The sequence below is a fragment of the Serratia fonticola genome, assembly GCF_001006005.1.
In the GTDB taxonomy this organism is placed as follows: Bacteria; Pseudomonadota; Gammaproteobacteria; order Enterobacterales; family Enterobacteriaceae; genus Chania; species Chania fonticola.
On sequence record NZ_CP011254.1, the window covers coordinates 1,877,885 to 1,891,121 of the forward strand.

Below are 13,237 nucleotides of genomic sequence, written 5' to 3' on the forward strand. Positions count from 1 at the left end.
ACCATGCCATCTGGGGGGAATGAATAATGCCCTGCCTGTTAGAAATGCGAAATATCACTAAACAATTCGGCGCAGTGAAAGCCGTGGATAATGTCAGCCTGCACTTGGAGGCAGGGCAGGTATTATCCTTGTGCGGTGAAAATGGCTCAGGAAAATCCACCTTGATGAAAGTGCTGTGCGGAATATATCCGCACGGCAGTTATCAGGGCGATATTTATTTTTCGGGCGAGATCGTTACGGCGAAAACCATTCGCGACACCGAGCAGAAAGGCATCGCCATCATTCACCAGGAATTGGCCCTGGTGAAGCAGATGACGGTGCTGGAGAACCTGTTTCTCGGCAACGAGTGGGGCCGCTATGGGGTGATGGATTACGACAACATGTACCTGCGCTGCCAGCGCATGCTGGCGCAGGTCAAGCTGGAGGTTGACCCCAATACCCGCGTGGGTGAACTGGGGTTGGGCCAACAGCAACTGGTAGAGATCGCCAAGGCCTTGAACAAACAGGTGCGCCTGCTGGTACTCGATGAGCCCACCGCCTCATTGACCGAAAGTGAAACCGCCACGTTGCTGGCGATCATTGCGGATCTGCGCGATCACGGGATCGCCTGTATCTATATTTCGCACAAGCTCAACGAGGTGAAAGCGATCTCGGACTTTATCTGCGTGATCCGCGATGGCAAGCACATTGGCACCCGGCCTGCGGCGGAGATGAGTGAGGACGATATCATCGCCATGATGGTTGGCCGTGAACTGACCGAGCTGTATCCGCAGGAACCCCATACCATCGGTGAGGTGGTCCTGCAGGTGGAAAACCTCACTGCCTGGCACCCGGTCAACCGGCATATCCGCCGGGCCGATAATGTGTCTTTTACTTTGCGGCGTGGGGAGATCCTCGGCGTGGCCGGGCTGGTTGGCTCCGGGCGTACCGAAACCATGCAGTGCCTGTTTGGCGCCTATGCGGGGCGTTGGCAGGGCAATATCACCATCGCAGGGCAGGCCGCCACCATCACCAACTGCCGCGAGGCAATGCGATATGGCATCGCCATGGTGCCAGAAGACCGCAAGCGCGACGGCATCGTGCCGGTGATGGGCGTGGGGGCCAACATCACGTTGGCGGCGTTGGGGGATTTCAGTGGCGCATTGACGGTGCTAGATGATGCGCAGGAGCAGGCGACTATCCAACAATCGCTGGCACGGTTACGGGTAAAAACGTCTTCTGCGGAGCTGGCTATTGCCCGTCTCAGCGGGGGTAACCAGCAGAAAGCCATCCTGGCGAAGTGCCTGTTGCTGAACCCGCAAATCCTCATTCTGGATGAGCCAACGCGCGGCATTGATATCGGTGCCAAGCAAGAGATTTACAAATTAATCAATCAATTGGCACAGCGGGGGCTCGCGGTGATTGTGGTGTCCTCCGAATTGCCGGAGGTGCTGGGGTTAAGCGATCGGGTATTGGTGATGCACCAGGGGCAGATTAAAGCCGATCTGGTGAACCGCGATCTGACCCAGGAACAGGTAATGGAAGCGGCCTTAAGGAGTGAAACACATGTTGAAAAGCACGCAATCTGAAGCCAGCCTGCCGCCAGTGGGGGCGAAAAAGCCGCCGTTCGGGCTGAAAACCGTCAACCTGCAGGTGTTCGTGATGCTGGCGGCGATCGCCGTCATCATGCTGTTCTTTACCTTTACCACCGAAGGGGCCTATCTCAGCGCCCGTAATATCTCCAACCTGCTGCGCCAGACGGCGATCACCGGCATTCTGGCGGTGGGCATGGTGTTCGTGATTATTTCGGCGGAGATCGACCTTTCCGTTGGCTCAATGATGGGGCTGTTGGGGGGCGTGGCGGCGATATTTGACGTCTGGTTCGGCTGGCCGCTGCCGTTGACCATTGCGGTCACGCTGTTGGCGGGGCTGTTACTGGGGGCGTGGAATGGCTGGTGGGTAGCCTATCGTAAAGTCCCTTCGTTTATCGTCACTCTGGCGGGGATGTTGGCGTTTCGCGGCATTCTGATCGGCATTACCAATGGCACCACCGTGTCACCTACCAGCAATGCCATGTCACAGATTGGCCAGAGCTACCTGCCCAACGGAGTGGGGTTTAGCATTGGCGCTATCGGCCTGATGCTGTTTGTGGCCTGGCAGTGGCGGCGGCGTAGTAGACGTACGCAACTGGGCTTGCCGGTGGCGGCAGCGAGCGGCGATGTCACCCGGCAGAGCATTATGGCAATCCTGGTATTAGGGGCAATATACCTGCTGAACGACTATCGTGGGGTGCCAACGCCGGTGCTGATCCTGACCGCATTGATGCTGGCTGGGATCTTTATGGCGTCGCGTACCGCCTTTGGCCGTCGCATTTATGCCATCGGCGGTAATATCGATGCCGCGCGGCTTTCCGGGGTTAACGTTGAGCGTACCAAGCTGGCGGTGTTTGCCATCAACGGCCTGATGGTGGCGATTGCCGGGCTGATCCTCAGTTCGCGCCTGGGGGCCGGTTCGCCTTCTGCCGGTAACATTGCCGAGCTGGATGCTATCGCCGCCTGCGTGATCGGTGGCACCAGCCTGGCGGGGGGGATCGGTAGCGTGGCGGGAGCGGTGATGGGGGCGTTTATCATGGCCTCATTGGATAACGGCATGAGTATGTTGGACGTGCCGACGTTCTGGCAATATATCGTCAAAGGCGCGATCCTGCTGCTGGCGGTGTGGATGGATTCCGCGACCAAACGCCGTGTCTAGGCGCGGCTTCACACTTGTAGCTGTGACCGTATTTATTACTGGGGAGCCCCCATGTTTAAGAAGCGCTACCGTATTACGCTGCTGTTCAACGCCAATAAAGTGTATGACCGCCAGGTAGTGGAGGGCGTTGGGGAGTATTTACAGGCGTCGCAAAGCGATTGGGATATCTTTATCGAAGAGGATTTTCGCTGCCGAATCGATAATATCAAGGACTGGCTGGGGGACGGCGTGATCGCCGATTTCGACGATCGGAATATTGAGCAGCTGTTGCGCAACGTCCAGGTGCCGCTGGTTGGCGTCGGGGGCTCTTATCATCGGGAGGCGGATTACCCGCCAGTGCATTACATCGCCACCGATAACCATGCGCTGGTGGAAGCAGCGTTTATGCACCTGAAAGAAAAAGGGCTGAACCGCTTTGCGTTCTATGGCCTGCCGGTGGAGGGGGGTAAGCGCTGGGCGCAGGAGCGTGAACAGGCTTTCCGCCAGTTGGTGGCGGCGGAACAGTATCAAGGGGTGGTGTATCAAGGGATGGAAACCGCGCCGGAGAACTGGCAATACGCCCAGAACCGCCTGGCTGACTGGGTGCAGACCTTGCCCCAGCAGACCGGGATTATAGCCGTTACCGATGCGCGGGCGCGCCACCTGTTACAGGTGTGCGAGCACCTGGATATTCCAGTGCCGGAAAAGCTCTGTGTGATTGGCATCGATAACGAAGAGTTGACGCGTTACCTCTCACGCGTGGCGTTGTCGTCGGTGGTGCAGGGGACACGCCAGATGGGCTATCGTGCCGCCAAGCTGTTGCATCAACTGCTTGATCAGCGCGAACTGCCGCTACAGCGTATTCTGGTGCCGCCGGTGAAGGTGATTGAACGGCGGTCCACCGATTTCCGTTCACTGCGCGACCCAGCGGTGATCCAGGCCATGCACTATATCCGTTACCATGCCTGCAAGGGGATCAAGGTGGAGCAGGTACTGGATGCGGTGGGAATGTCCCGTTCCAATCTGGAAAAACGCTTCAAGGATGAAACCGGCCAGACGATCCATAACGCCATCCACCAAGAGAAGCTCGATCGCGCCCGCAATTTACTCACCGCGACTTCGTTACCCATCAACGAAATTTCCCAGATGTGTGGCTACCCATCGTTGCAATACTTCTATTCGGTGTTCAAGAAAGGCTATGACATGACGCCCAAAGAGTGCCGCGATCGTTTTGGGGAGGTCGGCTATTGAACGTCCCGCTGGCTCAAAACGTAGGGGCGCTGCATGCTGCGCCCACCTGGTATTAGGGAGGGGCTGACAAGGTGTCACGCGGCACATAATATTTCTGTCATTACGGCTCCCTATAGTGGCGTTGCTTTTTACCTTTGGGCAAAACCATCACCAGGGAATTCATAATATGCATAAATTACCGTCCCGCCTGGCACTGTTGGCCAGTTGCTTGGCATTTAGCACCACGCTATGGGCGCAGGCTCAGGAAGTTCCCGCCGTGCTGGCCGGGCACGCCGTATTACCGGTGAAGTCCAGCGTCACGGCTCCCCAGGATGCGCCAACCGATCTGCAACAGAGCGGTAAATACACCAGCGGCAAACGCATCACCGAACTGGGCAGCGTAGCGGGAAAATCTGCCGATCGGCTGACCGGCATCGGGCTACCCATCAATGGCCAGCCGTTGCAGGGGCATTCCGGCATCAAACACATGCCGGATGGCACCTACTGGGTGCTGACCGATAACGGCTTTGGCAGTAAAGCCAACTCGCAGGACGCCATGCTGTATCTCAACCATTACCGTATCGATTTCAAGGAAGGCACGGTAACGCCGCTAAAAACGCTGTTCCTGCACGATCCCGATAAAAAGGTCCCGTTCCATATCGTCAATGAAAGCACCGACAAGCGTTACCTGACCGGCAGCGATTTCGACCCGGAAAGCTTCCAGTTTGCCGACGATGCCCTATGGATCGGCGATGAATTTGGCCCTTACCTGATTAAAGCGGATCTGAACGGCAAGGTGCTGGCGGTGTTTGATACCCAGGTTGACGGCAAGGTAGTGAAATCGCCGGATAACCCGACGCTGACGCTGCCAGGTGCGCCGGACGGCAAGCAGAACTTCCAGGTCGCGCGCTCCAAGGGCTTTGAAGGAATGGCGGTATCACCGGATGGCAGCAAGCTATATCCCCTGCTGGAGGGGGCGCTGTGGGACGGCGAACAGTTTGAGAACGTGGCGGGCAAACGCTACCTGCGGGTGCTGGAGTTTGACGTCAAACAGCAGGCATGGACTGGCCGCAGCTGGCAGTACGTTTTGGAAGATAATCAGAACGCCATCGGTGATTTCAATATGATCGACGCCAATCATGGGCTGGTGATCGAACGTGATAATGGTGAAGGCATCGCCGATAAAGCCTGTGCGGCAGGCGCGCCAACGGATAACTGCTTCAGCCAGATCGCCAAATTCAAACGGGTCTACAAAATAGCGTTTTCCGATGCCAACGTCGGCAAACCGGTAGAAAAACTGGCGTATATCGATTTGCTGAACATTCAGGATCCGCAGAAGCTGGCGCGTAAACCGCTGAATAACGGCGTGCTGACCTTCCCGTTCTTCACTATCGAGAATGTCGATGTGGTGGATGGCAGCCATATTATCGTGGGGAACGACAATAACTTCCCGTTCTCTTCCAGCCGCGAACCCAACGTGGCAGACGATAACGAATTTATTTTGTTGGATGTTAAAGCCCTACTACAGCCGTAAAATTCTCCTTTATCGCCAAGCCTTCTCCTAATTGGGTGGGGGCTTTTTTATTCCGATGATGAAGAAATACGTTAAGCGACCCCGCTTTTTGAGGAGCATAGTAGATATAGGACACGGTCATTTTCAGGTAAGCATATTAATAAAACGTTACTTTCAATCTTGCCGCTTCAGGTTGGCTTTCTGGTAGTCTGCTCTGGGCGTTTTACACTATGTCGCCATTTGCATTGCGAATAATGGCACCAAGGATTGAAGGTGGGAAAATGTCTCGTGTCAGTACCGAAAGTATTATTGCGAAATTGAATTCGTTAGCTATTGCTATTCCTTTGGAGATTTTGATTGCGTGGGAGTCTAGTGATGAGGCCTGGTGTTTAAAGGACGTGCATAAAAAGCCTGTGTATGCCAATGCCAGATATGGCCTATTGCTAAAACCGGAAGGAAATGGGAGACCTTCTGCACTAGCCCCTTTTAAGCCCTTTATCTCCATCCATGACCAACGCGTTATTGATGAGATGAGGAAGATTGAGGCAGTAGGGATCCTCCCTATCGACAGCAAACGCATATTCAGCGTGTTTTATTGTGAACGCATGCCCTACTACGACAAACAGGCTCACTGCTCCGGTATTATCAGCCATATCAAACCCCTGCACTCCATCACGCCGCGTTTTTTTATCTCAGGTGATGGCATCGGTAAGTTAACCGTTGCTTGTCCCTCCGAGATTTTATCCGCTAAGGAGTGGGTCGTGGCTTTTCTGTTGTTACAAGGCATGGCGGAGAAAGAGATTGCCAATATTCTCAACAGAACGTTGAGAACGGTAAAGTTCCATAAAAGTAACATTCTGGCGAAAGTCCATTGTGAAACCACCAGAGAATTTATATTTTTTGCCAGAAAGAAGCAGTGGCAATTCTATATTCCACCATTATTTTCTAAACCCTGTTATATCATCCGCTAATCATCTTGCTAAAACTGTACCTTTGGTACAGTTTATTGTTTGCACTTCAAGAGTATGCTCGCTTTCATCATCTGGCATCCCAGTTGATATCTCAATGACATGGATGAGAAGAGGTCATACAATGAGTTATGCAAGCAATCTTGATTTTCCCATATTAATTGTTTCTGTACGCGATAATAAAATACAGGTCGATGATAGCTATCATGCGATTAAGGAGGTGCTGGCATTAAATAACTACCATTTTATCCACGCTGAAACCAATGAAACGGCTCTGGCGATGGCCAGAAAAGAAGCGGGTATCGGTTGTATCATTATTAATGAGTGTGATGGGGCTAACCTGGGTGAGGGGTCTCCCATTATCAAGGAGATTATTCGTGTGATCCGCGCTAAAAACAGCCGGGTGCCCATCTTCTTTTCGTCAAGTGTGCCTTTGTTAGGGCGTTTATCGACGGAGGTGATTCAAGAGATCCATGAGTACATCAATATCAGCGAAGATACACCCAAGTTTATTGCTGGCCGCATTCATCTGGCTATACGCCAGTATATTGAGAACCTGCTGCCGCCTTACTTCGCCGCGCTAAAAAGTTACGCGTTAGACAGCCCTTACTATTGGGATTGCCCGGGGCATCAAGGAGGGGTTGCCTATCTTAAGCACCCGGTAGGCCGTGAGTTTATCAATTACTTTGGTGAAAACCTGATGCGGGCAGACATCGGCATCTCTACGCCAGAAATGGGGGACTGGCTTGAACATAAGGGAGCGCCGGGCGAATCGGAAACGCGAGCTGCCAAACTGTTTGGCGCGGACAAAACCTTCTATGTGACAGGGGGCTCATCCCAGTCTAACCAGATAGTGGGTCACTCAATTGATTTAAAAGATAAAATCATCCTGGTTGACCGCAATTGCCACAAGTCCGTCAACCATGAGCTGACCATCACCCAGGCTAAACCCGTCTATTTCCAGCCTGCGCGTAATGGGCTCGGCATTATTGGCTTGATCTCTCCCGATCAGTTTGAGGCCAGCGCGATCCAGCAAAAAATCGATGACAGCGTGCTGGCTTATCAGGCAGAAGACCGCTGCCCCGCTTATGCCATCATCACTAACTGCACTTACGACGGTCTGATTTATGACGTCACCGCCGTCACCCAAAAGCTGGCCAAGTCGGTACCCCGGATCAAATTTGATGAAGCCTGGTATGCCTATGCGAAATTCCACCCCCTGTATCAGGGGCGGTTCGCCATGGATGTCCCCGAGGATAAAGACAATGGCCCAACGCTGTATGCCGTGCAATCGACACACAAGATGCTGGCGGCCTTTTCTTCAGCCTCGATGATACATATCCGTAATTCCAAACGTGCCCCGGTGGATTACGACATTTTCAATCAGGCTTTTATGATGCACGGCACCACGTCACCGTTCTATCCGATCATTGCCTCGATGGATGTGGCGACCGCCATGATGGAGGGGCAAGCCGGTAAGACATTGGTCGATGAAGCTATTCACGACGCTATCAGCTTCCGCAAGACGCTGGTGACCGTCGCAGACAAGCTCAAAGCGGAAAAAAGTGACAAGGGCTGGTTCTTCGATGTCTGGCAGCCGAGCACGTTGCTGCAGGAGGGCAAAAAGGTTCCCTTCACCCAGGTTGCCGACGAGGTGCTAGCCAACGATCCCACCTGCTGGCAGCTACGAGCGGGAGAGGCATGGCACGGCTTCGGCGACTTGCCGGAGGGTTATGCGATGTTGGATCCCATCAAGGTCACCATTACCTGCCCTGGGCTGAACGCGCAAGGAAAGATGAATGTTTTCGGTATCCCCGCGCCGGTAGTGGCAAAATTCCTGGATACCCAGCGTATTATCCCGGCCCGCAACGGTGACTACACCATTCTGGTGTTATTTGCATTGGGTTCTACCCAGGGCAAATGGAATACCCTGATCGACATGCTGATGATATTTAAACATCACTATGACGAGAATACCCCGCTGACCTCGGTGCTTCCGCAGGTTGCGGCCAGCTCCCCAGCCTATCGCAGCATGGGCATCGGCGATTTATGCCGGTCGATCCATCAGGCCAATATCGAACTGAAAATTGCCGAGCTATTGGAGCTGGCCTGTTCTGCAGAGGCCATCCCCGTTCTTACCCCCTCCCAGGCCTACCAATGCCTGATCTCCGACCAAACTGAGCAGGTCAAGGCTGCCGACATAAGCAACCGCACGCTGGGCGTGATGATAACCCCTTATCCACCCGGCATTCCGCTCATCATGCCGGGTGAAAAGGTGACATCAGAATCACGGGCCATCGTCGATTACCTGGTGGCCTTGCAGACCTTCGGCCAGCGCTTCCCCGGCTTTGAACATGAACTGCAGGGTGTGGAAGTGGATGAGAACGGCACTTATTGGGTGCGGTGCATAAAAGAAACGCCTGCCAGCGCTTCCATACGTTAATCGGCCTGCGCTTTATCCCCATGGGTGCGATCCGCACCCTCTTCAAGATGTGTATCAACGCAATAATGATGGGAAATATCATGGCTTCTGTTAATACTGCCTCCGTGAAAAAAATGGGGTTGGTCGCCCTGACGTTGGTGACCGCCTCTAACATGATGGGATCCGGGGTCTTTATGCTGCCAACCAATCTGGCGGGCATCGGGTCTATCTCTTTATTTGGCTGGGTGATTACCATTGTCGGCGTGATTGCCCTGGCGCTGGTGTTTGCCAAGAACAGCATGGTGACACCGCGCGATGGTGGCATTATTGCCTATGCCAGCGACGCGTTCGGGCCATTTATTGGCTTTCAGACCACCATCTGTTACTGGATCAGCGCCTGGGTGGGTAACGTGGCGCTGCTGGTGGCGGGTGTGGGTTACCTGAGTTATTTCTTCCCCATTCTCAAAGATCCGCTTGTCAGCTCGATCACTGCCATTGTTATCCTCTGGGGGTTTATCGCTCTGGCTTCTTTGGGGGCAAGGGTGGCCGGGCGCTCCCAATCATTCACCGCCTGCTGCATGCTGGTGGTGGTATTGGGCATCGGTTTTATTGGCTGGTTCTGGTTCAAACCCGCGTTGTTCACCGAAGTTTATAATGGCACCAAGGGTAGCGATGCTTCGGCAATCCTCTCCGCCGCGTCTTTGGCTTTGTGGGGCTTTCTGGGTGTGGAATCCGCAGTGGTGTCCAGCGGACAGGTGGAAAACCCCGAATCCACCGTGCCCAAGGCGACGGTATTGGGGTTGCTGATTGCCGCCGTGTGCTATGTCACCAGCTGTTCGGTGATTATGGGGTTAGTACCGCATAGTGAATTGGTGAATTCCGCCGCCCCCTTTGCCGATGCCGCCCGTTATATGTTTGGTGAATTTGCTGGGGAAGTGGTTTCCGCACTGAGCATTATCGCCTGTTTTGGCTCGATCTCTGGCTGGCTGATCTTGCAGTCTGAAGCCCCAAAAGCTGGCGCGAAGCAGGGGCTATTCCCGAAATTCTTTGCCGTGGTGAACAAAAACGATGTACCGATGAAGGGGCTGATTTTCACTGGCGTGCTGATGACTGCGGTATTACTGTTCACGGCTTCGCCTAATCTGGCAAAACAGTTTCAGGTGATTGTGCTGATGTCGGTGTTCGCCTCTTTACTGCCCTATATCTATGCGCTGGTCGCGCTACCGATCATCATGGTGGCCAAATCCTTGAATAAGGGCGGGGGCTTCATTTTCTACTGCACATTGGCGGTGATTGGCATTCTCTACAGTCTGTTTGCCCTGTTCGGATCGGGAGGCAATGCCATGTTCTGGGGGGTATTGATGATGATGCTCACCATCCCGCTATATGCACTGGTTGCCGCAAAACGCAGCAAAAACGGGATCAAAACGTTGTACCTGGATAGCGAGGAGTAGCCGTAATAACAGAAAGCGCGGTAACAATGAAGGCATTACTGCAACAGTGAATGGCTCTTTTATCTCAAAGCCTTCTCCTTGGTGGGGAGGCTTTTTATGACGGTGACAAATAAAATACAGCGAATCACCCCTTTTCGGGAGATATAAGACCCTGCCAGTATTAGTTTTTCATTTTAATTAAACGCGTTACGTTCAATTTTGTGTAATATCTGGCGGTGAGACTACACGGCAATTCTTCATACCACCGTTATTTGTCAAACCTTGCTATATCATCAGGTAATAGTCCCACCATAAAATAGTCCCTTTGCGACTATTCAGACTACTGGCAAGGTCCGACAGTAAGGCTAGAACATTGTTCTAATAAGATTAGTGGCGGATCTGTGCCAGCTCGTCTTCAGTCAGACCGGTCATTTTCATGACAGTGTTGCGATCGAGACCGTTCTGCAGCATGGTACGGGCAATTTTCAGCGTAGCATCGCGCTCGCCTTCTGAATGCCCTTCCTGCCGACCAAGCTGAATACCCTTCTCGATACCCTTCTCAATGCCCTTCTGTTCAAGCTGTTGTGCGATGGTCATCAGTGTGTCCCCATGTTGCGGCACTCGCTGTGCCAGTTGGCGTACAAAGGCTTCGGCGTCTGACGTTTCGCCCGCCTGTACAATATAGTGTACCAGCGATACTACCTGGGATGAAGAGAGATATCCGGCCAGTAGGATGGGAGCGAGCCTATCCACCAGTTCTGCCAGATCCCGATGATGAATGTGCTTCTGCAGTAGTGTCAGAGCCGCCATGCTGCGATGGCCTGCGATTTCGTCATCAGGGATGACGGTGACATCGACAAGCGGAAAAGCAGCGCTGTAAAGTTTACCGGCCAGCTCTGGGTTAGCAAACTCATCCAGCCACCGGGTGGAATAGGGATATGGGCTGCGCTTACCGGTATAGAATAGCATCGGTATTACCAGAGGCAGCTTTTTGTGGCCCGCCTCAAGATGGCGCTGCATGGCCGCTACTGCGTACCTGATGAGCCTGAAAGCCATGTGCTGATCCGGGGTGGACTGGTGTTCGATGAGCACGTGGACATAACCGTCATCCCCAGCAGTGGTTTTCAGGCTGTAGAGCACGTCGCTGAAGTACTGGCGGAGGTTATCTTCCACAAAGGAGCCTGATTCCAGTTTCAGGGTGTTAAGGTCGCAGATGGCACGCAGCTCTGCCGGGAGGTGTAGTTCCATGAAATCACGGGCAACCTCTGGCTGGGTCAGGAACTGTCTGCATGTGGCATCGTGGGGCGTTGGCGTGTTGTTTTTCTTTTTCATCATAATCATTTCACTCCGATACTGATTTTAAGCTGACGTTATTATTTTTCGCATATCCCTCCATTGATTTATCTGAGGCAAACTCCGGCGAACCTGTATTCAGGACATTTATTAATTCACCGATGTTTTTATTAAGATATGAAATTAATTCAGATTTTGTTTGTGGCATACCCATAAAGAATTCCCTCTCTTTTTTAGCATAGATCCCGTGAAGGCATTACATGATGTAATTATGCACCACCGACCACTACAGGTGAATAAGTATTAGAGACGTCACGTTTTCTTCAACCGACTTCGACCCTACGGTCGAATATATTTGCCCCGAAAAATTCAGAAAAACACCCGCATCGTCATCAACCTGAATAATTTTCGCCAAAGGTGAAGCTCATTCCCGCATTTCTTTTTCGTGGTTAAAAAATGATGGGCCGGTTAGAGGGGATTTTTACCGGCGTGCAGATGATCGTGGTATTACTGACCACGGCTTCGGCTAATCTGGTAAAACAGTTACAGGTCATTGTTATGCGTTGGTTGCCGCTAAATGTAGCAAAAGCGGGATCAAAATGTTGTACCTGGATAGCGAGGAGTAGCCGTAAAAAACAGAAAGCGCGGTAACAATTTTCGCTTTCGGCATCGGAGCCGGAAAACGCAAACTGTGCCGCGCCTAGTTAGCAGCAGTAGCGATTAATGCACTGCCTGTGGGGCTTGCCAGTTTTCGTGATAGATATGTACGGCTTGCTCTTGCGTGGTAGTGCGATCGCCGGTCAGGCGGTAGGCCACGGTGAAGGCAAAATCAAACGCGGCCCCCAACCCTTGGCCACTGATCAGATTGCCATCTTCCACAACCCTTTCAGCCACGTAGGTACCATCTTCGATCTCCTGATGCAGATCGCCAGAACAGACATAACGGCGGCCTTGCAGCAGTTTGTTGGTAGCCAGCACGCGAGCGGCGGCAGAACACAGCGGGCAGATCAGCTTGGCAGCACGATCGTGGCGGCGGATAAACTCCACGACCAGCTCGTTTTCCGCCATTGCGGCAGTAGCCTGCGGCCCACCGGGGATCACCACGGCATCGTACAGTTGGTCCATGCGGCGTTCCAACAGAGCATCGGCAAACATACGTATCTGGTGATAGCTGCGCAGCTCCAGCCTATCCTGGCAGGACAGCAGCTCTACCTCTATCTCCATACGACGTAACACGTCGATCACGATAACCGCCTCGGCCTCTTCAAATCCTTCGCTCAGCAGGACGGCAACTTTCTTGGTCATAGCATCTCCAGCAATGTACGGGTTAATAACCCGGGCTCGGCTAGGGTAGCAGATAAAAGGCGGGAGTTTTGTGCGGGAGAGCAAGTGTACGAAGGGGATCGCGGAAACTTGAATTCCCTCTTAGCAGCTAGGGGGATTCGCGCTATAATCTGCGACTTGCTTCCTAGTTCTAGAGGAAGATCCTCGTCCCCGGTGGGGCGGCTGGACTTCAAATCCAGTTGGGGCCGCCAGCGGTCCTGGGCAGGTTCGACTCCTGTGATCTTCCGCCATTCGACCTCTTCTGAGCTCTCCCAACGTCAACTAAACCCCCTTTAAACCCTTGTGTATCAAGCCTTCCTTGTATTCCGAAGTCAACAGGAGTCTA

At 53.1% G+C, this 13,237-nt stretch carries 10 protein-coding genes and 1 tRNA gene; 8 read left to right on the forward strand and 3 right to left on the reverse strand.

All coding sequences use genetic code 11. The features are described 5' to 3' along the window. The first annotated feature begins 26 nt into the window (after positions 1 to 26). The 7 genes from WN53_RS08300 to WN53_RS08330 all read left to right on the forward strand — a co-directional run bounded on the left by WN53_RS08300 (position 27) and on the right by WN53_RS08330 (position 10,296). Positions 27 to 1,568, forward strand: coding sequence for a xylose ABC transporter ATP-binding protein (locus WN53_RS08300; protein WP_024483254.1), 1,542 nt, complete (start codon positions 27 to 29; stop codon positions 1,566 to 1,568). Further along, the gene (gene xylH / locus WN53_RS08305; RefSeq protein ID WP_024483253.1) at positions 1,546 to 2,730 is read left to right on the forward strand and encodes a xylose ABC transporter permease XylH; all 1,185 of its coding nucleotides are present in this window, start codon (positions 1,546 to 1,548) and stop codon (positions 2,728 to 2,730) included. The genes WN53_RS08300 and xylH overlap by 23 nt, the downstream gene beginning before the upstream one ends. A 51-nt stretch (positions 2,731 to 2,781) precedes the next feature. After that, positions 2,782 to 3,960 carry a D-xylose utilization transcriptional activator XylR gene (xylR, locus tag WN53_RS08310; protein ID WP_024483252.1) on the forward strand — a complete coding sequence of 393 codons (1,179 nt, stop codon included), beginning with the start codon at positions 2,782 to 2,784 and terminating at the stop codon, positions 3,958 to 3,960. A gap of 166 nt (positions 3,961 to 4,126) precedes the next feature. After that, positions 4,127 to 5,473, forward strand: coding sequence for an esterase-like activity of phytase family protein (locus WN53_RS08315; RefSeq protein WP_024483251.1), 1,347 nt, complete (start codon positions 4,127 to 4,129; stop codon positions 5,471 to 5,473). A 260-nt stretch (positions 5,474 to 5,733) separates the two neighbouring features. Then, entirely contained in the window at positions 5,734 to 6,423 is a 690-nt protein-coding gene (locus tag WN53_RS08320) for a helix-turn-helix transcriptional regulator (RefSeq protein WP_024483250.1), read from the forward strand. 121 nt (positions 6,424 to 6,544) lie between these two features. Then, positions 6,545 to 8,863 (forward strand): Orn/Lys/Arg family decarboxylase, encoded by a 2,319-nt coding sequence (locus WN53_RS08325; protein WP_024483249.1) that lies wholly within the window; start codon positions 6,545 to 6,547, stop codon positions 8,861 to 8,863. 80 nt (positions 8,864 to 8,943) lie between these two features. Further along, a complete protein-coding gene (locus WN53_RS08330) occupies positions 8,944 to 10,296 on the forward strand; it encodes an amino acid permease (RefSeq protein ID WP_024483248.1) in 1,353 nt (450 codons plus the stop codon). A gap of 366 nt (positions 10,297 to 10,662) precedes the next feature. Here WN53_RS08330 and WN53_RS08335 read toward each other — a convergent pair whose 3' ends face one another. The 3 genes from WN53_RS08335 to WN53_RS08340 form a co-directional block, all read right to left on the reverse strand. Further along, positions 10,663 to 11,607 carry an Rpn family recombination-promoting nuclease/putative transposase gene (locus tag WN53_RS08335; RefSeq protein WP_024483247.1) on the reverse strand — a complete coding sequence of 315 codons (945 nt, stop codon included), beginning with the start codon at positions 11,605 to 11,607 and terminating at the stop codon, positions 10,663 to 10,665. A gap of 10 nt (positions 11,608 to 11,617) precedes the next feature. Further along, positions 11,618 to 11,782 (reverse strand): hypothetical protein, encoded by a 165-nt coding sequence (locus WN53_RS28610; RefSeq protein ID WP_158645273.1) that lies wholly within the window; start codon positions 11,780 to 11,782, stop codon positions 11,618 to 11,620. Positions 11,783 to 12,288: 506 nt separating this feature from the next. Then, the gene (locus WN53_RS08340) at positions 12,289 to 12,873 is read right to left on the reverse strand and encodes a DJ-1/PfpI family protein (RefSeq protein ID WP_024483246.1); all 585 of its coding nucleotides are present in this window, start codon (positions 12,871 to 12,873) and stop codon (positions 12,289 to 12,291) included. A gap of 174 nt (positions 12,874 to 13,047) precedes the next feature. Between WN53_RS08340 and WN53_RS28615 the strand changes: the two genes are divergently transcribed. Further along, a tRNA-Sec gene (locus tag WN53_RS28615) sits at positions 13,048 to 13,142 on the forward strand. Positions 13,143 to 13,237 lie beyond the last annotated feature (95 nt).

Excerpts from the sequence above, each read along its gene's own strand:
- WN53_RS08300 (WP_024483254.1), top strand. The coding sequence starts at position 27 with ATGCCCTGCCTGTTAGAAATGCGAAATATCACTAAACAATTCGGCGCA.
- xylH (WP_024483253.1), top strand. The coding sequence starts at position 1,546 with ATGTTGAAAAGCACGCAATCTGAAGCCAGCCTGCCGCCAGTGGGGGCG.
- xylR (WP_024483252.1), top strand. The coding sequence starts at position 2,782 with ATGTTTAAGAAGCGCTACCGTATTACGCTGCTGTTCAACGCCAATAAA.
- WN53_RS08315 (WP_024483251.1), top strand. The coding sequence starts at position 4,127 with ATGCATAAATTACCGTCCCGCCTGGCACTGTTGGCCAGTTGCTTGGCA.
- WN53_RS08320 (WP_024483250.1), top strand. The coding sequence starts at position 5,734 with ATGTCTCGTGTCAGTACCGAAAGTATTATTGCGAAATTGAATTCGTTA.
- WN53_RS08325 (WP_024483249.1), top strand. The coding sequence starts at position 6,545 with ATGAGTTATGCAAGCAATCTTGATTTTCCCATATTAATTGTTTCTGTA.
- WN53_RS08330 (WP_024483248.1), top strand. The coding sequence starts at position 8,944 with ATGGCTTCTGTTAATACTGCCTCCGTGAAAAAAATGGGGTTGGTCGCC.
- WN53_RS08335 (WP_024483247.1), bottom strand. The coding sequence starts at position 11,607 with ATGAAAAAGAAAAACAACACGCCAACGCCCCACGATGCCACATGCAGA.
- WN53_RS28610 (WP_158645273.1), bottom strand. The coding sequence starts at position 11,782 with ATGGGTATGCCACAAACAAAATCTGAATTAATTTCATATCTTAATAAA.
- WN53_RS08340 (WP_024483246.1), bottom strand. The coding sequence starts at position 12,873 with ATGACCAAGAAAGTTGCCGTCCTGCTGAGCGAAGGATTTGAAGAGGCC.